The sequence below is a fragment of the Streptomyces sp. NPDC052101 genome, assembly GCF_040680235.1.
Lineage (GTDB): Bacteria > Actinomycetota > Actinomycetes > Streptomycetales > Streptomycetaceae > Streptomyces.
In genome coordinates this window covers 1-21557 of the sequence record NZ_JBFAWH010000013.1, presented here as the reverse complement: position 1 = coordinate 21557, position 21557 = coordinate 1, and the positions used below count along the sequence as shown (strand labels likewise).

Annotated in this window: 22 protein-coding genes; 12 read left to right on the top strand and 10 right to left on the bottom strand. The window is 70.7% G+C overall.

Annotated features, from left to right (window positions below):
* Positions 1-65: 65 nt before the first annotated feature.
* From AB0L75_RS23165 to AB0L75_RS23150, 4 genes are all read right to left on the bottom strand, one after another.
* Positions 66-707 (bottom strand): RNA polymerase sigma factor, encoded by a 642-nt coding sequence (locus AB0L75_RS23165; RefSeq protein WP_365183795.1) that lies wholly within the window; start codon positions 705-707, stop codon positions 66-68.
* 164 nt (positions 708-871) lie between these two features.
* Positions 872-1258, bottom strand: coding sequence for a hypothetical protein (locus AB0L75_RS23160; RefSeq protein WP_365184260.1), 387 nt, complete (start codon positions 1256-1258; stop codon positions 872-874).
* A gap of 179 nt (positions 1259-1437) precedes the next feature.
* On the bottom strand, positions 1438-1995 hold the full coding sequence (locus tag AB0L75_RS23155; RefSeq protein ID WP_365183792.1) for a hypothetical protein: 558 nt from the start codon (positions 1993-1995) through the stop codon (positions 1438-1440).
* A gap of 96 nt (positions 1996-2091) precedes the next feature.
* On the bottom strand, positions 2092-3747 hold the full coding sequence (locus AB0L75_RS23150; protein ID WP_365183789.1) for a glycoside hydrolase family 20 protein: 1656 nt from the start codon (positions 3745-3747) through the stop codon (positions 2092-2094).
* A 154-nt stretch (positions 3748-3901) separates the two neighbouring features.
* Here AB0L75_RS23150 and AB0L75_RS23145 point away from each other — a divergent pair, with 154 nt between their 5' ends.
* The 7 genes from AB0L75_RS23145 (at position 3902) to AB0L75_RS23115 (ending at position 9427) form a co-directional block, all read left to right on the top strand.
* Positions 3902-4450, top strand: coding sequence for a 2-oxo-4-hydroxy-4-carboxy-5-ureidoimidazoline decarboxylase (locus AB0L75_RS23145; protein WP_365183787.1), 549 nt, complete (start codon positions 3902-3904; stop codon positions 4448-4450).
* 193 nt (positions 4451-4643) lie between these two features.
* Positions 4644-5024 carry a succinate dehydrogenase, cytochrome b556 subunit gene (sdhC, locus tag AB0L75_RS23140; RefSeq protein WP_037856824.1) on the top strand — a complete coding sequence of 127 codons (381 nt, stop codon included), beginning with the start codon at positions 4644-4646 and terminating at the stop codon, positions 5022-5024.
* A gap of 5 nt (positions 5025-5029) precedes the next feature.
* Positions 5030-5512: a succinate dehydrogenase hydrophobic membrane anchor subunit gene (locus tag AB0L75_RS23135; RefSeq protein WP_365183785.1), complete on the top strand. Its 483-nt coding sequence runs from the start codon at positions 5030-5032 to the stop codon at positions 5510-5512.
* Between the two features lie 19 nt (positions 5513-5531).
* The gene (sdhA, locus tag AB0L75_RS23130) at positions 5532-7286 is read left to right on the top strand and encodes a succinate dehydrogenase flavoprotein subunit (RefSeq protein ID WP_365183782.1); all 1755 of its coding nucleotides are present in this window, start codon (positions 5532-5534) and stop codon (positions 7284-7286) included.
* Positions 7286-8050 (top strand): succinate dehydrogenase iron-sulfur subunit, encoded by a 765-nt coding sequence (locus AB0L75_RS23125; RefSeq protein WP_365183780.1) that lies wholly within the window; start codon positions 7286-7288, stop codon positions 8048-8050. Before sdhA ends, AB0L75_RS23125 begins: the two co-directional genes overlap by 1 nt.
* Before the next feature lie 157 nt (positions 8051-8207).
* Positions 8208-8618, top strand: a complete 411-nt coding sequence (locus AB0L75_RS23120; protein ID WP_365183777.1) for a VOC family protein — start codon at positions 8208-8210, stop codon at positions 8616-8618.
* A 47-nt stretch (positions 8619-8665) separates the two neighbouring features.
* Positions 8666-9427 carry a TetR family transcriptional regulator gene (locus tag AB0L75_RS23115; protein ID WP_365183774.1) on the top strand — a complete coding sequence of 254 codons (762 nt, stop codon included), beginning with the start codon at positions 8666-8668 and terminating at the stop codon, positions 9425-9427.
* On the opposite strand, the gene AB0L75_RS23110 is transcribed toward AB0L75_RS23115, so the two are convergent.
* Together AB0L75_RS23110 and AB0L75_RS23105 are read right to left on the bottom strand one after the other, a co-directional pair.
* A complete protein-coding gene (locus AB0L75_RS23110; RefSeq protein ID WP_365183771.1) occupies positions 9428-10972 on the bottom strand; it encodes an ABC transporter substrate-binding protein in 1545 nt (514 codons plus the stop codon).
* A 166-nt stretch (positions 10973-11138) separates the two neighbouring features.
* A complete protein-coding gene (locus AB0L75_RS23105) occupies positions 11139-11378 on the bottom strand; it encodes a hypothetical protein (protein ID WP_365183769.1) in 240 nt (79 codons plus the stop codon).
* A gap of 91 nt (positions 11379-11469) precedes the next feature.
* Between AB0L75_RS23105 and AB0L75_RS23100 the strand changes: the two genes are divergently transcribed.
* Entirely contained in the window at positions 11470-12690 is a 1221-nt protein-coding gene (locus AB0L75_RS23100) for a D-alanyl-D-alanine carboxypeptidase (RefSeq protein WP_365183766.1), read from the top strand.
* Here AB0L75_RS23100 and AB0L75_RS23095 read toward each other — a convergent pair.
* Entirely contained in the window at positions 12638-13558 is a 921-nt protein-coding gene (locus AB0L75_RS23095; protein WP_365183763.1) for a YihY/virulence factor BrkB family protein, read from the bottom strand. The genes AB0L75_RS23100 and AB0L75_RS23095 overlap by 53 nt on opposite strands.
* Before the next feature lie 116 nt (positions 13559-13674).
* Between AB0L75_RS23095 and AB0L75_RS23090 the strand changes: the two genes are divergently transcribed.
* Positions 13675-14442 carry a decaprenylphospho-beta-D-erythro-pentofuranosid-2-ulose 2-reductase gene (locus tag AB0L75_RS23090; RefSeq protein ID WP_365183760.1) on the top strand — a complete coding sequence of 256 codons (768 nt, stop codon included), beginning with the start codon at positions 13675-13677 and terminating at the stop codon, positions 14440-14442.
* 91 nt (positions 14443-14533) lie between these two features.
* Here the strand turns inward: AB0L75_RS23090 and AB0L75_RS23085 are convergent, their stop codons facing one another.
* From AB0L75_RS23085 to AB0L75_RS23075, 3 genes are all read right to left on the bottom strand, one after another.
* The gene (locus AB0L75_RS23085) at positions 14534-15136 is read right to left on the bottom strand and encodes a 2'-5' RNA ligase family protein (RefSeq protein ID WP_365183758.1); all 603 of its coding nucleotides are present in this window, start codon (positions 15134-15136) and stop codon (positions 14534-14536) included.
* A gap of 171 nt (positions 15137-15307) precedes the next feature.
* Positions 15308-16324 carry a tryptophan--tRNA ligase gene (gene trpS / locus AB0L75_RS23080; RefSeq protein ID WP_365183755.1) on the bottom strand — a complete coding sequence of 339 codons (1017 nt, stop codon included), beginning with the start codon at positions 16322-16324 and terminating at the stop codon, positions 15308-15310.
* Positions 16325-16466: 142 nt separating this feature from the next.
* Positions 16467-17918: a glycine hydroxymethyltransferase gene (locus AB0L75_RS23075; protein WP_365183752.1), complete on the bottom strand. Its 1452-nt coding sequence runs from the start codon at positions 17916-17918 to the stop codon at positions 16467-16469.
* A gap of 252 nt (positions 17919-18170) precedes the next feature.
* Between AB0L75_RS23075 and rocD the strand changes: the two genes are divergently transcribed.
* From rocD to AB0L75_RS23060, 3 genes are all read left to right on the top strand, one after another.
* Positions 18171-19376, top strand: a complete 1206-nt coding sequence (gene rocD / locus AB0L75_RS23070) for an ornithine--oxo-acid transaminase (protein ID WP_365183750.1) — start codon at positions 18171-18173, stop codon at positions 19374-19376.
* A gap of 27 nt (positions 19377-19403) precedes the next feature.
* Positions 19404-20402, top strand: coding sequence for a hypothetical protein (locus AB0L75_RS23065; RefSeq protein ID WP_365183747.1), 999 nt, complete (start codon positions 19404-19406; stop codon positions 20400-20402).
* A 63-nt stretch (positions 20403-20465) separates the two neighbouring features.
* The gene (locus AB0L75_RS23060) at positions 20466-21302 is read left to right on the top strand and encodes a DMT family transporter (RefSeq protein ID WP_365184257.1); all 837 of its coding nucleotides are present in this window, start codon (positions 20466-20468) and stop codon (positions 21300-21302) included.
* The last annotated feature ends 255 nt before the right edge of the window (positions 21303-21557 follow it).

Genomic DNA, 21557 nt, shown 5'->3' with positions numbered 1-21557 from the left:
GGACCTCGCACGGGGTCCGCGGCCGATGCCGCTCCCGTGTCCGTACGGGAGGCGGCCGGCGCCGTTCATGTCGACTCACCCAGCGTCCAGGGGCCGTCATCCGTCACACCTGTGCCGCCCTCGTCCGCCGCGCCCGCCGCGCCCAGGTGCCGGGCGAGGCGTTTCAGCCCGCGGTGCGCGGCCGTGCGGACGGCGCCGGGCCGCTTGCCGAGGACACGTGCGGCGGCCGGCCCGTCGAGGCCGACGACCACCCGCAGCAGCACCGCCTCGGCCTGGTCGCGCGGCAGGGAGCGCACCAGCTCCAGCGCCCGTTCGGTGGACAGCGTCTCCAGAGCCTGGTCGTGGGTGCTGAGCCGGCCGGGCAGCTCCAGCGCGTCCTGTTCGAGCGGCGCGGCCCGGGGCCGTACCCGCCGGCGGCGCAGATGGTCCAGGGCGCGGTGCCGGGCGATGGTCGCGGTCCAGCCGCGGAAGCCGGCGCCGTCGCCCTTGAACCGGCCGAGGTCGCGGGCGATCTCCAGCCAGGCGTCGCCGGCCACGTCCTCGGCGTCGTCGCCGACCAGGCCCCGCAGATAGCCGAGCAGACCGGGCTGCACGATCCGGTAGGCCACCGCGAAGGCGGTCTCGTCGCCGTCCTGGGCGCGCGCGACGGCCGCGCCCAGCTCCCGGTCCCGCGGTTGCGGGCGCCGGGGTTCGCCTCCCTGGCCCAAGAACCGTCCTCGTTCGTACCCAGCCCGGGCTCGTGCCCGCGCTCGCGTCGATTCCCCGTCGTGCGACACGGCCGCCCATGCTCCATGTCCCACGGTGATCAGCGCCGCGACGCACAGATCTGTCACAGCCGACGGGGCCCGCCGCGTGTGCGGGCCCCGGCCGGTCAGCGGGAGCCGGTCGCGTCCCGGCACAACAGGCGCAGCGAGCCCTGGCCGCCGTAGGCACGGCGGGCCTCCTCGATGGGGTCCCAGAGCCGGCCGTCGGGGGTGCGCACCCAGTGGTCGCCGCCGGTCGCCCACCACTCGGCGCCGGTCTGGCGGACGATCACCTCACCGGCGTAGGCGCCGAAGCCGCGCAGCACGCGATCGACGGCGGCGTACGGCGGGCCCTCGCACCGGATCTCCTCGATCATCCGGTCGACGCGCCACAGGCTCTGCGCCGAGTAGTCGAGCCGGAGGCGGGCGCCCTCGCGCATCGTCGCCACGGTGTCCGCGGCCCATCGCACGGGCTTCGCCGCGGCCTGCGGCCGGGTCTCCTGCTGTGGTGTCAGGTACTGGGCTGTCACATAGGGAAGAGCGACGGGGGCGCGCCAACCGTCACCGTGTACGGGGCCCTTTCGCCAACCGCCGCAGGACTACCCCACGTCCACCGCACGACGGTCACAGGACTCGCCCAGGCAGGGGGTTTGAACCCCGGTGCGCGGATCCGGGTCCGGCTCGGCCGTGCCGGTCAGGACCCGGCGCGCTCCCGGCGCGACACCACCGCGCGCAGCACCCGGCGTCCCTCGATCGACAGGTCCAGCGCGCGGCGCAGGCCGTGCGGCCCGTGCTCGGCCAGGAGGTCCAGGACCGCCGCCTGCCGGCGCAGCTCCGCGGCGACCAGCGGCGGCAGATCGGCCGTGTCCCCCGCCCGCCCGGCATCGAGGCCGGCACCGTCGGCCGTACCGTCGGCCGCGGGATCGAGCAGCCGGTGGACCCGCAGCGCGGCGACCGAGCAGGCGTCGGCCCACGGCCGTACCGCGCCGGCGGTGCGCTCGGCCGGGGCGGCCTCCAGCATGCGGCGGACCAGCCGGGCCGCCTCCTCGTCGTCGGCGCCCTCGGCACCGAGCGTCCCGCGGGCCTTCTCCAGGCTCGCGCCCCAGTCGGAGCCGTCGGCGAGGCTCGCCCACAGGGGCCGCAGCAGCTCGTCGTCGGCGCCGAGCAGGGGCAGGCACCGGTCCAGGCAAGCCAGCCCACTGGCCGCCAGTCCGCGTTCGTCGGCCTGTGCGATGCGTTCCACCAGGCTCATGAGTGTCTCCCTCGCCAGGGCGCCGACCGATACGGAGCCCGCACTTCCCCTTACTGCGTGCGCAGCCCTCCGGGTGTCACAGGGGTGGCGGTCGGTTCAGCCGAGCTTGGCCGACAGTTGCTGGAACTGCTGCCAGGTGAGGGACGGTCTGCCCGGGTCCCACAGCTTCTGCGCGGTGGCCCGCAGCGGCATCCGGATCCCGGCCGCGACCTGGTCCTCGGTCTGCGCGTTCGGGAAGTCGGACCACACGGCGAACGTGCCGCCGAGGATCTGCCCGTCGTACGTCGCCGGTACGGCGGTCGTGCCGCGCAGTACGCGCGGGTTCCACTGCTCGTAGATCCGCTGACCGGTCGGGTACACGAAGGTCTGCGGCTGGCCGAGGACGTAGTACAGGAACTCGTCGTTGTAGTTGATGACCTTGCGGCCCGCGCTCAGGTACTCCACGGGCTGCCGGACGCCGATCTCCTTGCCGGTCCAGTAGGCGACCTGCAGGTCCCTGGCCGCCTGCACGGAGGTCCCGCGGTAGAAGCCGTCGTTCCAGGCCCGCATGGTCCTGCCGTGGGCGCGGACGGTGCCGGCGCGGTCGTCGAGCCAGCCGGTGGCGAGGTCGGCGACGGTGCCGCCGGAGCCGTACTTCTGCCGGGCGGCGGCCGCCAGCTGCGGATAGGAGGCCTGCGGGTCCTTCACGGTCAGCGCCTGGTACTCGTCGCCGCCGAGGTGCCACTGACTGCCGGTGAACAGCCCCGCGTACTCGTTCAGCAGGTCGTCGACGAGCTTGGCCGAGGCGGGCTTGGAGATGTCGATGGCGCCCTTGGTGGCGACCCCGCTCGCGTCGCGGAGCTGCAGCTCGGGGTGGGCGGCGAGGACGGCACCCAGATGCCCCGGCGAGTCGATCTCGGGTACGACGGTGATGTGCCGGCTGTCCGCCAGGTCCACGATCCTCTTGACCTGCGCCTTGGTCAGATGGTCCGCGGAGACGATCTCGGGATGGCTGCTGGACTCGATCCGGAAGGCCTGGTCGTCGGAGAAGTGCAGCCCCAGCTCGTTGAACTTCAGGTCCCCCAACTCCCGTATCCGGTCCTCTATCCAGGACTCGGAGTACGGCTTGCGCGCGATGTCCAGCATGAACCCGCGCACCGGTTTGGCCGGTTCATCCCGTATGACCCCCTCTGGCGCCGAACCGCCGCCGTGGACCTCCTGCTTCAGCGTGCGGGTGCCGTAGAACACCCCCGCCTCGCCGGGTCCGCTGATGTCGACCCGCCCGTCGCGCACGGTCATCGTGTACGACTCCTGGTTCCCGCCCCCGCCGCCGAGCGCGAGCCGGACGTCCCCCGCCCGTACGTCGTCCTTCTCCCCCGCGTAGCCGAGCCCCAGCTCCCCGGCCACCAGCCGTCCCTCGTCGGCCAGCTCCGCGTCGCTGATGACCACCCGGTCCGTCCTCCGCGGCTGCCAGCCGGGGCCGCGCGCCGGGGTGTGGGAGCGCACCGCGGGTATCGTGCGCGGCGCCTGGGACATCGGATAGGACCGGCTCGGCGGCGGACTCACGGAGGGGGTGGCCGCCCCGCCGGTCTCGGCCACTCTTCCGGACGACGACTGCCGCGCACCCCCTTCCCGCGTCCCGCCGCCCCCGCTCGACGAGGCCCACACGCCGACGCCCGTGCCGAGCGCGACGGTCCCGACGAACGCGGCTGCCACCACCGCCCGCTTACGTATCACCTGCTGCGCCGAAGCGCGGCGCTTGTGCTGGGTCACCCTGCCAACGTACGACCGATCCGCGCATCGTTCGTCACCCAGCCGTTCCGAAACTCTGCCGTTCGAGTGAAATTCAGGCGTCCCACGGACACACAGTGACCACTCTCGATAACCTGACGACACACCTTTCACAGCATCCCCTGCCACGCCACATGTGACGCGAGGACCCACGCTGCCCGCCCACCGTCTCCCGCACCTCCCGAGGCCTCTCGACGCCTTCAACGCCGCCCCCGCCGACGAGGCCCACACCCTCCTGCTGCACTGCCTGCACAGCCTGCGCTGGTCCTGCCGTATCGCGGACCACCGCCCCTACCCCGACCTGGACTCCCTGCTGGCCGCGGCGGACGAGGCGGCGTACGACCTGTCACCGAGCGACCTGTCGGAGGCCCTGGCGGGAGAATCCCTCCCCGACCTGCCCGAGGGCACCTACTCGGCGGCCCACATGGCCCTGAGCGCGGCCCACGCGGCGTACGAGGCCCGATTCGGACACGCGTTCGTCATCTATCTGGGTGACACCCACCCGGACGAGTCCCTCGACCGCATCCTCGAAGCCATCCGATCACGATTGACAAACGATCCCGAGGAGGAACGGGTCATAGCGGCGGAGGAGCTGCGGCGCCTTGCAAGAGGGAGGTTGACAGCTTCCCTAAGGGGCGCGAGGAACTGCGCGACCAGCCCCAAAGCACCCGCAGTCGGCAAATAACAGGACACCGCCACCCCGGTAGCCGCCCGCCCGATACCCCATCCGGTGCCAGTTTGATCACACAGGCAGGCCCCCCGTAAGGCACAGCGCAGCGCATCGCTACGATGCTGGGGGCCGGTGGACCGTACCCGGCCGGGCCCGACCGACAGTGAAGCCGGCGCGGCCCTAGTCCCCGCTCCCGGAGGGTTCTTCCGTGCCGGCTGGAACGCTGTACCGCGGCCGGGAAGGAATGTGGTCCTGGGTGGCTCACCGAGTCACCGGCGTCCTCATCTTCTTCTTCCTGTTCGTTCACGTGCTGGACACCGCTCTCGTGCGTGTCTCCCCCGAGGACTACGACAAGGTCGTAGCCACGTACAAGACGCCGATCGTCGCGCTGCTGGAGTACGGCCTCGTCGCCGCCATCCTCTTCCACGCGCTCAACGGCCTGCGCGTCATCGCCGTCGACTTCTGGTCGAAGGGCCCGCGCTACCAGAAGCAGATGTTCTGGACCGTGATGGGTGTCTGGATCGTCCTGATGGCCGGCGCGATCTACCCCGTGCTCGGCCACGCCGCTCGTGTTCTGTTCGGGAGCTGAGGCCGATGTCCACGACTGAAACCACCGCGTCCGGCGTCGGCCCCGTCGAGGGCACCCCCTTCTACGACGTCGACAACCCGGCCCCGCTGATCGAGGCGCCGCGTAAGCGCACCAAGAAGACCCCGAAGTCGACCCGGGGCAACTTCGAGCTGGCGGCCTGGCTGTTCATGCGCCTGTCCGGCATCGTGCTGGTCGTCCTGGTCCTCGGCCACCTGCTGATCCAGCTCGTGCTGGACGGCGGTGTCTCCAAGATCGGCTTCGCCTTCGTGGCCGGCCGCTGGGCGTCCCCGTTCTGGCAGGTCTGGGACCTGCTGATGCTGTGGCTCGCGATGCTGCACGGTGCCAACGGCCTGCGCACGGTCATCAACGACTACGCCGAGCGGCCGAACACCCGGCTGTGGCTGAAGGCCCTGCTCTACACGGCCACGGTGTTCACCATCCTGCTGGGCACGCTGGTGATCTTCACCTTCGACCCGAACATCCGCTAGGCACGGGGCTGCGAGAATCATGAAGATCCACAAGTACGACACCGTCATCGTCGGCGCCGGCGGCGCCGGCATGCGCGCGGCCATCGAGTCGACGAAGCGCAGCCGCACCGCCGTGCTGACCAAGCTCTACCCCACCCGCTCCCACACGGGCGCCGCGCAGGGCGGTATGGCCGCCGCGCTCGCCAACGTGGAGGAGGACAACTGGGAGTGGCACACCTTCGACACGGTCAAGGGCGGTGACTACCTGGTCGACCAGGACGCCGCGGAGATCCTGGCGAAGGAGGCCATCGACGCCGTCCTCGACCTGGAGAAGATGGGCCTGCCGTTCAACCGGACGCCGGACGGCACCATCGACCAGCGCCGCTTCGGCGGTCACTCGCGCAACCACGGCGAGGCCCCGGTCCGCCGGTCCTGCTACGCCGCGGACCGCACCGGCCACATGATCCTCCAGACGCTGTACCAGAACTGCGTCAAGGAGGGCGTGGAGTTCTTCAACGAGTTCTACGTCCTGGACCAGCTGATCACCGAGGTCGACGGCGTCAAGAAGTCGGCCGGTGTCGTGGCGTACGAGCTGGCCACCGGTGAGATCCACGTCTTCCAGGCGAAGTCGGTCATCTACGCCTCCGGCGGCACCGGCAAGTTCTTCAAGGTGACGTCCAACGCGCACACCCTGACGGGTGACGGCCAGGCGGCCTGCTACCGGCGCGGCCTGCCGCTGGAGGACATGGAGTTCTTCCAGTTCCACCCGACCGGCATCTGGCGCATGGGCATCCTGCTCACCGAGGGCGCCCGCGGTGAGGGCGGCATCCTGCGCAACAAGGACGGCGAGCGCTTCATGGAGAAGTACGCTCCCGTCATGAAGGACCTGGCGTCCCGTGACGTCGTGTCCCGCTCCATCTACACCGAGATCCGCGAGGGCCGCGGCTGCGGGCCCGAGGGCGACCACGTCTACCTCGACCTGACCCACCTGCCGCCGGAGCAGCTGGACGCCAAGCTGCCGGACATCACCGAGTTCGCGCGGACCTACCTCGGCATCGAGCCGTACACGGACCCGATCCCGATCCAGCCGACCGCGCACTACGCGATGGGCGGCATCCCGACGAACGTCGAGGGTGAGGTCCTGTCGGACAACACCACCGTCGTCCCGGGTCTGTACGCGGCCGGCGAGGTCGCCTGTGTGTCGGTGCACGGCGCCAACCGCCTGGGCACCAACTCGCTGCTGGACATCAACGTCTTCGGCCGCCGCGCCGGCATCGCCGCCGCGGAGTACGCCCACACGGCGGACTTCGTCGAGCTGCCGGAGAACCCGGAGGCGCTCGTCGTCGAGCAGATCGAGCGGCTGCGCGAGTCCACCGGCAACGAGCGGGTGGCCACGCTCCGCAAGGAGCTGCAGGAGACCATGGACGCCAATGTCATGGTGTTCCGCACCGAGCAGACGATCAAGACGGCCGTCGAGAAGATCGCCGAGCTGCGCGAGCGCTACAAGAACGTGGCGATCCAGGACAAGGGCAAGCGGTTCAACACGGACCTGCTGGAGGCGATCGAGCTGGGCAACCTGCTCGACCTGGCCGAGGTCATGGCCGTCTCCGCCCTGGCCCGCAAGGAGTCCCGCGGTGGTCACTACCGCGAGGACTACCCGAACCGCGACGACGTCAACTTCATGCGCCACACCATGGCGTACCGCGAGGTGGGCGACGACGGCGGCGAGTCCATCCGTCTCGACTACAAGCCGGTCGTCCAGACCCGCTACCAGCCGATGGAGCGTAAGTACTGATGGCTACCCCTGTTCTGGACAAGGTGGAGGCAGAGGCCGCGGCCTCGTCGCACCTGATCACGGTCACCTTCCGGATCCGCCGGTTCAACCCGGAGGTCTCCGCGGAGGCGGTCTGGGACGACTTCCAGCTGGAGATCGACCCGAAGGAGCGTGTCCTCGACGGCCTCCACAAGATCAAGTGGGACGTCGACGGCACCCTCACCTTCCGCCGCTCGTGCGCGCACGGCATCTGCGGCTCGGACGCGATGCGGATCAACGGCAAGAACCGCCTTGCCTGCAAGACGCTGATCAAGGACATCAACCCCGAGAAGCCGATCACGGTCGAGCCCATCAAGGGCCTCACGGTCCTGAAGGACCTGGTCGTGGACATGGAGCCGTTCTTCCAGGCGTACCGGGACGTCATGCCGTTCCTGGTCACCAAGGACACGAACGAGCCGACCCGTGAGCGGCTGCAGTCGGCCGAGGACCGCGAGCGCTTCGACGACACGACGAAGTGCATCCTCTGCGCGGCCTGCACCTCCTCCTGCCCGGTGTTCTGGAACGACGGCCAGTACTTCGGTCCGGCCGCGATCGTGAACGCCCACCGCTTCATCTTCGACAGCCGGGACGAGGCGGGCGAGCAGCGCCTGGAGATCCTCAACGACCGTGACGGCGTGTGGCGTTGCCGTACGACCTTCAACTGCACGGACGCCTGCCCGCGCGGTATCGAGGTCACCAAGGCGATCCAGGAAGTGAAGCGGGCGCTGATCACCCGGCGTTACTGATCTCCAGGGGGATCTTCACGGGATCTTCACGGATCCCCCCGATTCCCTCCCAAGGGCCCTGCTTCCGCTCGTCCGGAAGCAGGGCCCTTGGGCGTTTTTCCTGATTTCGCCACGCTGTTGACGGGTTTTCGCCGCCTACCGGTTCTAATCTGACGACATGCCAGACGAAGAGTCGTACGAACTGCTCGGTTTCGACAACGTGCTGCTCCCCGTCGGCGACCTCGGTGAGGCCGTCGACTTCTACCAACGGGCCGGATTCACCTTGGGGTTCCGGTTCGACGAGGCCGGGATCGCGCTGCTGAGGGTCGGCAAGGAGACACCCGGGATCCTCCTGCGCACCGAACCGGCGCTGGCGCGCCGGAATCCGCCGTGGCTCTCGCCGCGCATCTGGCTGGAGGTGCCGGACGCGCGGGCGGCGGCCCGGCGGCTGAGCGCCGCCGGCCTCACCCTGCTGGACGAGGTGTTCCAGGAGGCCACCGGCTGGACCGTGGAGTTCGCGGATCCATGGGGCAACGTCCTCGGCCTCACGGACTACACCAGGCGCCCGGAGCTGGGCCGCACGGGCTGAACCGGCCTGGTCAAAGAGGGCCCGTGTCACTCGTTAGGCTCTTGGCCGTGCCCGCGAACACCGACGGTCCCGAGGCGGCCGGTCCCCCCAGCAGCAAGTCCGAGCAGACCCGCGCGCTGATTCTGGAGACCGCGATGCGGTTGTTCCAGGAGCGCGGGTACGACAAGACCACCATGCGGGCCATCGCGGGCGAGGCCGGCGTCTCCGTCGGCAACGCCTACTACTACTTCGCGGGCAAGGAACACCTGATCCAGGGCTTCTACGACCGGATCGCCGCCGAGCACCAGGCGGCGGTCCGCGAGATCCTGGACCGGGAGAGCGACCTGGAGGCACGGCTCGCGGGCGTGCTGACGGTCTGGCTCGACATCGCCCGGCCCTACCACGAGTTCGCCGTGCAGTTCTTCAAGAACGCCGCCGATCCCGACAGCCCGCTCAGCCCCTTCTCGCCGGAGAGCGAGCACGCCCGCGAGCAGGCCATCGGTGTCCACCGCGAGGTGCTGGCCGGCTCGAAGTCCAAGGTCGCCCCCGAACTGCGGGACGTCCTGCCGGAGTTGATGTGGCTCTCCCAGATGGGCTTGGTCCTGTACTGGGTCTTCGACCGCACGGAGGGCCGTGAGCGCAGCTACCGGCTGGCCCGCCGCGGCGCCCGGCTGACCGCCCGCGCAGTGGCGCTCGCCCGCTTCCGCGTCCTGCGCCCCCTGGTCCTGGAGGTCCATGAACTGTTCACGGACTTCCTGCCCGGCATGACCAGGGCACTGCCGGATCCACGGACCGCACGGGCCAAGGGGCGCGAGGCGAAAGAGGACTGATCAGATCCACTGCAGACGCCACAGGCGGAAGACGCCCGTGCCGTCGTCCAGGTACTGGCCGCCGCCCACGTCCTCGGTGCTGACCACGTACTCCTTGCGCTGCCACAGCGGGATCAGCGGGACGTCCTGTGCGACGTCCGTCTGGATGTCCTTGAAGTCGTTCGAGGCCCGGCTGCGGTCGGCGTACTGCTGGCTGTCGAGGATGAGATGGTCGACCACCTTGTTGCTGTAGCCGGTGCTCATCGTGGAGCCGGATCCGACGAGCGCGGCGCCGAAGGTGTCCGGGTCGGGGTAGTCGGCCACCCAGCCGACCGCCCAGGCGTCCATCTTCCCCGCCGCCCAGCGCTTCTGGAAGTCGGTCCACTCGTACCCCTGGAGGTCGACCTGGAACAGGCCCCCCGCCTCCAGCTGCTTCTTCAGCGCCGCGGCCTCCTCCTCGCTCGCGCCCCGCTTCTTGCCGTAGCCGAAGGTGAAGCGCACCGGGAGGCTGACCCCGGCCTGGGTGAGCAGTGCGCGGGCCTTGCTGACGCTCTGCGTGGAGTAGCTGTCGAAGAACGAGGTGGTGTGGCCGGTGATACCGGTCGGGATCAGCGAGTACAGCGGGTCGACCGTGCCCTGGTAGACCGTCGCGGCCAGCTCCTCGCGGTTGACCAGCCAGGCCAGCGCGCGGCGCACCCGCACGTCGTGCAGCGGGGAACTCGCGCGGGTGTTGAGGTACAGGTTGCGGGTCTCGGCGCTCTCGGACTCGGTGACGCGCTGCTTGGGGTCGCTCGGGTTCAGCTGGGACAGCACACCCGGCGACAGGTTCCGCGTCGCGACGTCGACCTGCTTGTCCTTCCAGGCGCTGTCGAGCTTCGCGGAGTCGGTGTAGTAGCGCAGCTCGATCGGGCGGCCGATGCCGCTCAGATCGCCCTGGTAACGCTTGTTCGGGGCCAGCTCGGCCTGCTCGTCCTTGGTGTACGACGTCAGCGTGTACGGTCCCGTGCCGTCGACGTCGGTGCCGGTGCGCAGGGAGGCCGCCGGGTACTTCTCCTTGTCCACGATCGACCCGGCGCCGGTGGCGACCTTCAGCGGGAAGGTGGCGTCCGCGGAGGACAGGTGGAAGGTGACGGTCCGCGCGTCGTCGGCGGTCACCGAGGCGAGCGTGGCGAACAGCGACGCGGGCCCGAGATCGGAGTTGATCTTCTTGACGCGGTCGAAGGAGTACTTCACGTCCTCGGCCGTCATCGCGCGCCCGCTCGGGAAGGTGATCCCGGGCCGCAGCGTGCACTGGTACGTCCGCAGGCCGCTGCCCTGGAAGGCACAGCTCTTCGCCGCGTCCGGGACCGGCTCGACACCGCCCGGCTCGAACGTCAGCAGCGACTGGAAGACGTTGCTGAACAGAGCCCAGGAGCCGGCGTCGTAGGCACCGGCCGGATCGAGGTCCGTGACGGCGTCCGTCGTACCGACCGTGATGGTCTTGTTCTTGTCCTCCTGCGACGGCAGCAGCTGCCAGCCGCCGATTCCCACGACCGCGAGCACGAGCAGCGTCACGAGAATGCGCATGCGAAGAGATCGCATGGTGGTGCCCTCCCCAGGCCCCTGAGAGGCCCTACCCCTGGCCCAGCACGATTTCGCCACTCCCCTAAGTGGCGCGGCTCACCTAATCACACCTGTTTCAGCCATGGGAAGGGCTTTCTGAACAGCTGTGCAAGAACTTGGGGTACGCCCGCTATGACGTCCGGCGCAGTGCGCGCAGCCCGCGCAACCCGATGCCTCCGATGACCGTCCCCAATACGAAGGAAACGACCGCCAGCAGCAGGTGCACCCAGAAGTACGCGGTCGGGTGACCGTGCTCGAAGGCGAGCCCGCTGCTGTCCTTGATCAAGTTCTTTACGAAAGTGACCCAGATGACCCAGGACCACACCCCGAACACGAGCAGGAACCAGGAGACCGGGCGGCTGAGCTTCATGCGACCAGTATCGCCGTCCCGTATCCGGTTCCGTGTCGGGGGTGGGGCGGGAGCCGGGACTTCGCGATCCACTGCGGGTACGTTCTCGACCGTGCCCGCACCGAAGCAGACCGGCCGGCGCTCCCTGCTGGTCACCTCCGCCACCCTGCTGTCCCTGTCCGCCACGGCGCCCGCCGCCCTCGCCGCCCCGACCCCCCCGACGAGCCCCACGGCCACGCCGCCGGCTCATATGTCGACCGTGGGCGGCGTCCGGCTCGGCCAGCCCGGCACACAGGTCAATCTCGCCCCGAGTGTGCCCGTCCTGCCCAAGGACCTCACCGCCCGCTCCTGGATCGTCACCGACGCCGAGTCCGGCGATGTGCTCGCCGCGCACAACGCGCACTGGCAGCTGCCGCCGGCCAGCACGCTGAAGATGCTGTTCGCGGACACCCTGCTGCCCAGGTTCCCGAAGACCATGGAGCACAAGGTGGTGCCGTCCGATCTCGCGGGCATGGGCGCCGGCTCCAGCGTGGTCGGGATAAAGGAGGGCCGCAGCTACAACGTCCACGACCTGTGGCTCGGCGTCTTCCTGCGCTCCGGCAACGACGCCGTGCACGTGCTGTCCGCGATGAACGACGGGGTCGCCCAGACCGTCAAGGACATGCAGGACCACGCCGACGAACTCCAGGCGCGGGACACCCACGTCGTCTCGCCCGACGGCTATGACGAGCCGGGCCAGCTGTCGTCGGCGTACGACCTGACGCTGATCGCCCGCTCCGGGCTGCAGAAGAAGGACTTCCGCGACTACTGCTCGACCGTGCACGCCAGGTTCGGCGACACCGAGATCCGCAACACCAACCGGCTGCTCAGCGGCGACACCGACATCCCGGTGTACCAGGGCATCGCGGGCGTGAAGAACGGCAACACCACCAACGCGGGCGCCACGTTCACCGGGGTCGCCGAGCGGAACGGCAAGGTGCTGCTGGTCACGGTGATGAACCCGGAGAGGCACGAGCACAACGAGGTCTACAAGGAGGCCGCGAAGCTGCTCGACTGGGGCTTCCAGGCGGCCGGCAAGGTCAACGCGGTGGGTGAGCTGGTGCCGCCGAAGAACGCCCTGCCGAGCCCCGGTGCCTCCGCCGGGGAGACCTCGGGCACCCATGGGTCCGGGTCCAAGCCGGTGGCCGGCGACACCGCCGGGTCCGGCTCGCGCGGCATCGGCATCGCCGCGGCCATCACGGGCGGGCTGCTGGTGCTGCTCGCGGGCGGGGCGTTCCTGGTCAATCGCCGGTGGCCGCTGCCGGACCTGATGCGCCGCCGGCCGCGCCGGTGACGTCGGCGCGCTCGGTGTCCGTGCCCCGAGGCGCAGTCCAGGCGGAGCAGAACAGGACGAGCTTGGCGGTGAAGTTGATCCACAGCAGCAGCGCCACGGGGACGCCGAACGCGCCGTACATGCTCTTCGCGGCGACCCCCTGGATATAGCCGCTGAGCAGCAGCTTGAGCAGTTCGAAGCCGACCGCGCCGAGCAGCGCGGCCACCAGCAGACGGCGGCGCGGCGGCTCGACCCCGGGCAGCAGGGTCAGGACGTAGAGCAAGACCAGGAAGTCGGCGAGGACCGCGACGGCGAACGCGGCGATCCGCAGCAGCACACTGCCCCAGCCGTACGCGGCCAGGCCGAGGTGGCGTGCGACCACACCGACGGCGGCCGAGGCGAACGTGGACGCGGCGAGCGTGACGAGCAGGGCGCCGCCGAGCCCGAGCAGGATGCCGGCGTCCTTGGCCTTGGCCATGAGCGGATTCTGCTGCTGCTCCGGCAGCTCCCACACCGCGCGCAGGCAGTCCCGCGTCTGACCGACCCAGCCGATGCCGGTGAGCAGCAGCGCGGCGCCCGCGATGACACCGACGGTGCCGGCGTTGTGGACGAGCGAGGAGAGGTCCAGCTGGTCGGAGACGACGCCGGGGAACTGCTCGGCGATCTTGTGCTCGACCGTCTTCTGCCGGTCCGTGCTGAGCGTGGCGGCGCTGATCGCGGCGGCCACGGTCAGCAGCGGGAACAGCGCCACGAAGCTGACGAACGTCATGGCCGCGGCCAGCCGGGTCCACTTCACCCGGTCCAGCCGCTCGTAGCAGTGCCAGGCGTGCGTCTCCATCAGCCGGGTGACGAGCGGCCCGATGCCGGGGAGTCTCTTCAGCCAGTCCATGATCCGCTCCTGCCCGTCACGGCGCGCTCGTATGACATCCCACTAATCGCCCATTGTGCGGAGTGCGCGAATGTTCCGTAACTAATCACCAAGATCAGGGCGATACGGTCACCGACATGCCTGGATCCACAGCTGTGCCCTTCGGTCTCCCCCGGTCCCTGCTCGTCCTCGGCGGCACATCCGAGATCGCGCTGGCCACCGCACGCCGGCTGATCGCCCGCGGCGCGCGCACCGTGTGGCTGGCGGGCCGCGCCTCACCGGCCCTGGAACAGGCCGCCGAGCGGCTGCGCGTGCTCGGCGCGGACGTGCGCACCGCCGCCTTCGACGCCCTCGAACCCGAGTCCCACGAGACCGCACTCGGCAAGGTCTTCGCCGAGGGCGACATCGACCTGGTGCTGCTCGCCTTCGGCATCCTCGGCGACCAGGCCCACGACGAGCGCGACCCCGTACGCGCGGTCCGGGTCGCCCAGACCAACTACACCGGCGCCGTCAGTGCGGCCCTGGTCGCCGCCCGAGCCCTGCAGACCCAGGGCCACGGCTCCCTGGTGGTCCTGTCCTCCGTCGCGGGCGAGCGGGCCCGCCGCGCCGACTTCATCTACGGCTCCAGCAAGGCCGGCCTCGACGCCTTCGCCCAGGGCCTCGGCGACGCCCTCCACGGCACCGGCGTGCACGTCATGGTCGTACGCCCCGGGCACGTCCGTACGACGGCGATGGCCGGCCGGGAGCGGATCCCGCTCGCCACCACCCCGGAGGCGGTCGCCACAGCCATCGAGCTGGGTCTGCGCCGCCGCTCCGAGACGGTGTGGGTACCGGGCGCGCTACGCGTGGTGATGTCGGCGCTACGCCACACACCACGGGCGCTGTTCCGCAGGCTGCCCTTGTAGCCGGCGTCATTGCAACTCCCCAGGGGCGCGGGGCCGCATCCATACGCGGCTCCGCCGCGGGGCGCGACCAGCCGCATCCGAGCCGCAGACGCTAGACGGCGGATCCCGGCACGGCGGCCCCGCGCCCTACGGCATCACCCGCGGAGCGAACCGGCTGGGGCGGCACCACGGATCCCCCGAACGTGTACTCGCGCAGCTTGCGCCAGACCAGGTCGGTGCCCTGTTCGTAGAGCGCGAAGCCGGTGCACGGCCACTGCGCGTCGAAGTCGGCCAGCTCCGCGAAGGCGCGGTCCATCGCCGGCTCGTCGATGCCGTGCGCGACGGTGACATGCGGGTGGTACGGGAACTGCAGCTCGCGCGCCAGCGGCCCGGACGCGTCCCGTACCCGCTGCTGCAGCCAGGTGCAGTCCTCGGCGCCCTGGACGATGCGGACGTAGACCACCGGGGACAGGGGACGGAAGGTGCCGGTGCCCGACAGCCGCATCGGGAACGGCCGGCCGGCCCCGGCGACCTCGGTGAGATACGTCTCGACGGCCGGCAGCTCCGACGCCTCGACCTCGGTCGGCGGCAGCAGCGTGACATGCGTGGGAATACCGTGAGCCGCGGCGTCGCCGAAGCCCGCGCGCCGCTCCTGGAGCAGGCTGCCGTGAGGCTCCGGGACCGCGATCGACACGCCGATCGTTACGGTCCGCACGTCGTCTCCTGTCGTCGCGTCTGTTGTCGTCCCGGCCGTCTCGTCCGGGCCGTCGGCTAATGACTGTACGGCTATGGATGTCCTGTGGGCAGGCGCAGCGGAAGTGATGTGCAGCGCTCCGCCCAGTCGGACGTGTGTACGGTCGTGCGCCTCAGCGCCGGTTCATGCTTCTCAGTGCTTCGCGGGCAGGAAACCGACGCGGTCGTAGGCCTGCGCGAGCGTCTCCGCGGCGACCGCGCGCGCCTTCTCCGCGCCCTTGGCGAGGATCGAGTCGAGCGTCTCGGAGTCGTCCAGGTACTGCTGGGTGCGCTCACGGAACGGCGTCACGAACTCGACCATGATCTCGGCCAGGTCGGTCTTGAGGGCGCCGTACATCTTGCCCTCGTACTCCCGCTCCAGCTCGGCGATCGACGTGCCGGTGAGCGTGGAGTGGATGGTGAGCAGGTTCGACACGCCCGGCTTGTTCTCCGCGTCGTAGCGGATCACGGTGTCGGTGTCGGTGACGGCGCTCTTGACCTTCTTGGCGGTGGTCTTCGGCTCGTCGAGCAGGTTGATCAGGCCCTTCGGCGTGGACGCCGACTTGCTCATCTTGATCGACGGGTCCTGGAGGTCGTAGATCTTCGCCGTCTCCTTGAGGATGTACGCCGACGGGATCGTGAACGTCTGGCCGAAGCGGCCGTTGAAGCGCTCGGCCAGGTCACGGGTCAGCTCGATGTGCTGACGCTGGTCCTCGCCGACCGGCACCTCGTTCGCCTGGTACAGCAGGATGTCGGCGACCTGCAGGATCGGGTACGTGAACAGGCCGACGGAGGCCCGCTCGGCGCCCTGCTTGGCGGACTTGTCCTTGAACTGGGTCATGCGGCTCGCCTCGCCGAAGCCGGTGAGGCAGTTCATGATCCACGCGAGCTGGGCGTGCTCGGGGACGTGGCTCTGCACGAAGAGCGTGCAGCGGTCCGGGTCCAGGCCGGCGGCCAGCAGCTGGGCCGCGGCCAGCCGGGTGTTGGCCCGCAGCTCCTTCGGGTCCTGCGGGACCGTGATCGCGTGCAGGTCGACGACCATGTAGAACGCGTCGTGGGACTCCTGCAGGGCCACCCACTGGCGGACGGCGCCGAGATAGTTGCCGAGGTGGAACGAGCCGGCGGTGGGCTGGATGCCGGACAGCACGCGGGGTTGGTCAGCGGAGGCCATGTTGCCCATTCTCTCATCGGCTGAGGGTGGGATTGGCCCCTGAGGTGGGGGGTGGCTCGGGTGCGTCGGGGAGTACGGACCAGTTGTGGCTGGTCGCGCAGTTCCCCGCGCCCCTTAGATCGGCTGCCCCTGAGGGCGTTGATCAGCCGAGGTCGATCTCGGGGTACAGCGGGAAGCCCGCTACCAGGTCCGTCGCCCTCTGGGCGATCTCCTCCGCGACCTTCTCGTCCAGGACGTGGGCGGCCTTGCTCGGGGCGCCCGACTTCGTCGTGCCCGGTTCCGTCGTCGTCAGGACTCGGTCGATGAGGCCCGCCACCTCGTCCATCTCCGCCGCGCCCAGGCCACGGGTGGTCAGGGCGGGCGTGCCGATGCGGATGCCGGAGGTGTACCAGGCGCCGTTGGGGTCGGCCGGGATGGCGTTGCGGTTGGTGACGATGCCCGACTCCAGGAGGGCGGACTCGGCCTGACGGCCGGTCAGGCCGTAGGACGTGGCGACGTCGATCAGGCTGAGGTGGTTGTCCGTGCCTCCGGTCACCAGGGTGGCGCCGCGCCGCATGAGGCCTTCGGCCAGGGCGCGGGAGTTGTCGACGATGCGCTGGGCGTAGTCCTGGAAGGCGGGCTGCCGTGCCTCGGCGAGGGCGACGGCCTTGGCGGCCATGATGTGGGGCAGCGGGCCGCCGAGGACCATCGGGCAGCCGCGGTCGACCTGGTCCCTGAGGGAGTCGTCGCACAGGACCATGCCGCCGCGCGGGCCGCGCAGCGACTTGTGGGTGGTGGTGGTGACGATCTGGGCGTGCGGGACCGGGTCGAAGTCGCCGGTGAAGACCTTGCCGGCGACGAGGCCCGCGAAGTGGGCCATGTCGACCATCAGGGTCGCCCCGACCTCGTCGGCGATCTCGCGCATGATCCGGAAGTTCAGCAGCCGCGGGTAGGCCGAGTAGCCGGCGATGATGATCATCGGCTTGAACTCGCGGGCCTGGGCGCGCAGGGCCTCGTAGTCGACGAGGCCGGTGGCCGGGTCGGTGCCGTAGGAGCGCTGGTCGAACATCTTGCCGGAGATGTTCGGGCGGAAGCCGTGGGTGAGGTGGCCGCCGGCGTCCAGGGACATGCCGAGCATGCGCTGGTTGCCGAAGGCCTGGCGCAGCTCGGCCCAGTCGGCCTCGGAGAGTTCGTTGACCTGGCGGGCGCCGGCCTTCTCCAGGAAGGGGGCCTCGACCCGGTCGGCGAGGACGGCCCAGAAGGCGACGAGGTTGGCGTCGATGCCGGAGTGCGGCTGGACGTAGGCGTGGCGGGCGCCGAACAGCTCGCGGGCGTGCTCGGCGGCCAGCGCCTCCACGGTGTCGACATTGCGGCAGCCGGCGTAGAAGCGGCGGCCGATGGTGCCCTCGGCGTACTTGTCGCTGAACCAGTTGCCCATCGCCAGCAGGGTCGCCGGTGAGGCGTAGTTCTCGGAGGCGATCAGCTTGAGCATCTCGCGCTGGTCGTGGACCTCCTGGCCGATGGCGTCGGCGACACGCGGTTCCACGGCGCGGATGACGTCGAGAGCGGCACGGAAGGCGGTGGACTCGGTGGAGAGGGGTTGCTGCTCTGGCATGAGGACCTCCGGACGGTGTGCGTACAGCGTTCACGTTCGGCCCAGGCGCACGGCACTTTTTCCCGCTCGGACCGCTCCCCGATGGTCCGTCCCATCCCAGCGCGCCAGTCACGGCCCGCCGGTCAGCCTACCGGGCGCGCCGGACGCGGCCCACGCGGTGGTGGCCGCATGTCGATCGCGGCCCTCGCCCCCCGTACGAGCGAGTATGGGAAGGAGGCCACCGTCGTGTTCCCGTCGGATCCGGGAGAGGTCATGACCACTGCAGAAGACCTCATCGCCAGCGCCGAGGCGCACTGTGCGCCCACCTACCGTCCGCTGCCGGTCGTCGTGGCCACGGCGGAGGGGGCGTGGATGACGGATGTGGAGGGGCGGCGGTATCTGGACCTGCTGGCCGGTTACTCCGCGCTCAACTTCGGGCACGGCAACCGGCGGCTCGTCGAGGCGGCGAAGGCGCAGCTGGAGCGGGTGACGCTGACGTCCCGCGCCTTTCTGCACGACCGGTTCGCCGCGTTCTGCACGGAGCTGGCCGAGCTGTGCGGGATGGAGATGGTGCTGCCGGCGAACACCGGCGCGGAGGCGGTGGAGGGCGCGGTGAAGACCGCCCGGAAGTGGGGGTACCGGGTGAAGGGGGTGCCCGCGGAGATGGCGAAGATCGTGGTCGCGGGCGGCAACTTCCACGGCCGTACGACGACGATCATCAGTTTCTCCACCGATCCGGAGGCCCGGGCGGACTTCGGGCCGTACACGCCGGGGTTCCAGATCGTGCCGTACGGCGATCTGACGGCGATGCGGGAGGCGCTGACGGAGAACACCGTCGCGGTGCTGCTGGAGCCGATCCAGGGGGAGAACGGGGTGGTCGTGCCGCCGGAGGGTTATCTGCCGGGGGTGCGGGAGCTGACCCGGGAGCGGAACGTGCTGTTCGTCGCCGACGAGATCCAGTCGGGGCTGGGCCGGACCGGGCGGACCTTCGCGTGCGAGCACGAAGGGGTGGTGCCGGACATGTACGTGCTGGGCAAGGCGCTGGGCGGCGGGATCGTGCCGGTGTCGGCGGTGGTGTCCAGCGCGGAGGTGCTCGGGGTGTTCCGGCCGGGCGAGCACGGGTCGACGTTCGGCGGGAACCCGCTGGCCTGTGCGGTGGCGCTGGAGGTCATCGCGATGCTGCGGACGGGCGAGTTCCAGGCCCGGGCGACCGAGCTGGGCGAGCGGATGCACCGGCGGCTGCGGGAGCTGTCCGGCACGGGCCGGGTGACGGCGGTCCGCGGCCGCGGGCTGTGGGCGGGCGTGGACCTCGCGCCGAGGGCCGGGACGGCGCGGGCGGTGTCGGAGCGGCTGATGGACCGGGGTGTGCTGGTGAAGGACACCCATGGCGCCACGATCCGGATCGCCCCGCCGCTGGTGATCTCCGAGGAGGACCTGGACTGGGGGCTGGCGCAGTTGGGGGCGGTGCTGGAGAGTTAGGGATCATCGTGTCCCGGGGGAGATGAAATGGCGATGCACTACGGGGCGGCACCCACGGTGCCGACCGCGCCCACGTCCACCGCGCGCGGGGTCGGCGCGGTCATCTGCGGCGTGCTGGCGGCGCTCGAACTCGCTTGGATGACCAAGGACTTCGGTGACGCCGGACTGCACGACACCGTGTGGACCTGGTCCGGGGGGATACTTCCGGGACAGCACCACGGGCTGCTGGCGACCAACCACCTCGACGTGGTCCTCCTGGTCGCGTACGTCGTCGCCTGCTGCACGGCGAGGAAGCCCGCGGGTCCCGGCGCCCTGGTCATGGCCGCCCTGCTCACCCTCGCCTTCCGGACCCCCACGGTGTGGATCTTCAGCACGGACTGGGCCGACGGCGCGCCGGCCCACACCCGGCTGCTGCTCACCGGCATCACCGGGGTCCTCGGGGCGATCGCTCTCCTCGTCATCGCGTCGGCGGGCCGCCGGCCGACAGGGAACCCCGCCGCGCCGCCGCGGCTCGGCCTCGCCGTCACCGCGGGAATCCTCCTCGCGGGCTACGCGCTCGTGACCGTCGCCTGGCAGCTGTACTACATGCACGAGTACACCGCCGACCGGTACGGACCGGCGTCCTACTGGAACCTGTTCATCGGCAAGGGACCCCTCAACTCCCTGCTGGCCCCTCCGCCGTTCTGGACCGGCTGCGCGATCGCGGTGCTGTGCCTGGTCGCCGCGGTCATGGCGTTCATCAGGACCCCGCTGGCGAGGGCCCTGGGGATGGCCCTCGGCGCGACACTGATCGTCATCGGCGCGGTGACCCTCACGCTGTTGGCCACGGCGCACGTGCCGTTCACCTTCCACGACCTGCCCACGCGGATGATCCTGGAGCACGTCACCATGGTCGTGGAGATCGCCGTCGGTCTCGTGGTCCTCGCCCTGCTGGCGCCCGGCGACCGCCGCCCGGCCATGACCGGCCTGCCGGGCCTGCAGCCGCCCGCCCAGGCGTACGGCGGCTGGCGCCCTCCGGCGCCGTAGCCCGCGGAGGGCACCCCCTGCGCCGGATGGATCACCCCATAGAGTCACCCCGTGCTCTTCGGAATGATGTGCGCCCTGGGCGCGGCGGTCTGTTTCGGTACGGCGACGGTGTTGCAGGCGATGGCCGCGCGCACCGCGAGCGACGACGGGGGTGGCGGCGGGGACGCCGCGCTGCTGCTGCGGGCGCTGCGGCAGTGGCGGTACATGGCCGGGCTGGCCCTGGACGGGGTCGGATTCCTGTTGCAGATCGCGGCGCTGCGGTCGGTGCCGATCTACGCGGTCGGCGCGGCGCTGGCGGCCAGTCTCGCGGTGACGGCCGTGGTGGCGGCGCGGCTGCTGCACGTCCGGTTGAACGGGCGGGAGTGGTCCGCCGTGGGCGTGGTGTGTGCGGGCCTGGCGATGCTGGGGCTGGCCTCGGGCGCGGAGGGCGACCGGAGCGCTCCGGGCTGGCTGAAGTACGCGATGGTCGCGGCGGCGGCGGGCGTGCTGCTGCTCGGCGGGGTCGGCGGCCGCCTGCGCGGGCGCACCCGCGCGTTGCTCCTGGGACTCGGCGCCGGGTGCGGGTTCGGCGTGGTCGAGGTCGCGGTCCGCCTCATCGACTCCCTGCGCCCGGGCGACCTGCTGACCAACCCCGCGACGTATGCGCTGGTGCTCGGCGGCGGCGCCGCCTTCATGCTGCTCACCTCGGCGCTTCAGCGGGGGTCGGTCACGACCGCCACGGCCGGCCTGGTCATCGGCGAGACGATCGGGCCCGCGGCGGTGGGCGTGATCTGGCTGGGTGACCGTACGCGCGAGGGACTGACCTGGCTCGCGGCGCTCGGGTTCGCGGTGGCGGTGGCGGGGGCGCTGCTGCTGGCGCGGTTCGGGGAGGCGCCGGCGGAGGAGCCGACGGGCGCCTGACGGAGTGGGAGCTGCTGTCCGTCCGGCGGCTGCGGCCGGTGAGTGGTTGCTCGCTCCCCCGCTCTCGGCGGAGCCGCATGGCGACACAGCCCCGCGCCCCTGTGCGGGCATCCCCTGCTAGGGCCTGTCGTCAGATTCCCGTCGTCCGCCCGGAGGGCGTGCCCCGCGGCGTCTGGTGCGTGCAGCTGCAAGGCGGAGGAGGGAGTCGACGGTGGGGGTCCCCCCGCGCGAGCGCAGTCGAGCGCGGGGGAGCGT

What these genes read in the sequence shown, in the direction of transcription:
- AB0L75_RS23155 (WP_365183792.1), bottom strand. Translation starts at nt 1,995, where the DNA reads ATGAGCCTGGTGGAACGCATCGCACAGGCCGACGAACGCGGACTGGCG.
- AB0L75_RS23135 (WP_365183785.1), top strand. Translation starts at nt 5,030, where the DNA reads ATGTCCACGACTGAAACCACCGCGTCCGGCGTCGGCCCCGTCGAGGGC.
- sdhA (WP_365183782.1), top strand. Translation starts at nt 5,532, where the DNA reads ATGAAGATCCACAAGTACGACACCGTCATCGTCGGCGCCGGCGGCGCC.
- AB0L75_RS23125 (WP_365183780.1), top strand. Translation starts at nt 7,286, where the DNA reads ATGGCTACCCCTGTTCTGGACAAGGTGGAGGCAGAGGCCGCGGCCTCG.
- AB0L75_RS23120 (WP_365183777.1), top strand. Translation starts at nt 8,208, where the DNA reads ATGCCAGACGAAGAGTCGTACGAACTGCTCGGTTTCGACAACGTGCTG.
- AB0L75_RS23110 (WP_365183771.1), bottom strand. Translation starts at nt 10,972, where the DNA reads ATGCGCATTCTCGTGACGCTGCTCGTGCTCGCGGTCGTGGGAATCGGC.
- AB0L75_RS23105 (WP_365183769.1), bottom strand. Translation starts at nt 11,378, where the DNA reads ATGAAGCTCAGCCGCCCGGTCTCCTGGTTCCTGCTCGTGTTCGGGGTG.
- AB0L75_RS23095 (WP_365183763.1), bottom strand. Translation starts at nt 13,558, where the DNA reads ATGGACTGGCTGAAGAGACTCCCCGGCATCGGGCCGCTCGTCACCCGG.
- AB0L75_RS23090 (WP_365183760.1), top strand. Translation starts at nt 13,675, where the DNA reads ATGCCTGGATCCACAGCTGTGCCCTTCGGTCTCCCCCGGTCCCTGCTC.
- trpS (WP_365183755.1), bottom strand. Translation starts at nt 16,324, where the DNA reads ATGGCCTCCGCTGACCAACCCCGCGTGCTGTCCGGCATCCAGCCCACC.
- AB0L75_RS23075 (WP_365183752.1), bottom strand. Translation starts at nt 17,918, where the DNA reads ATGCCAGAGCAGCAACCCCTCTCCACCGAGTCCACCGCCTTCCGTGCC.
- rocD (WP_365183750.1), top strand. Translation starts at nt 18,171, where the DNA reads ATGACCACTGCAGAAGACCTCATCGCCAGCGCCGAGGCGCACTGTGCG.
- AB0L75_RS23065 (WP_365183747.1), top strand. Translation starts at nt 19,404, where the DNA reads ATGGCGATGCACTACGGGGCGGCACCCACGGTGCCGACCGCGCCCACG.
- AB0L75_RS23060 (WP_365184257.1), top strand. Translation starts at nt 20,466, where the DNA reads ATGATGTGCGCCCTGGGCGCGGCGGTCTGTTTCGGTACGGCGACGGTG.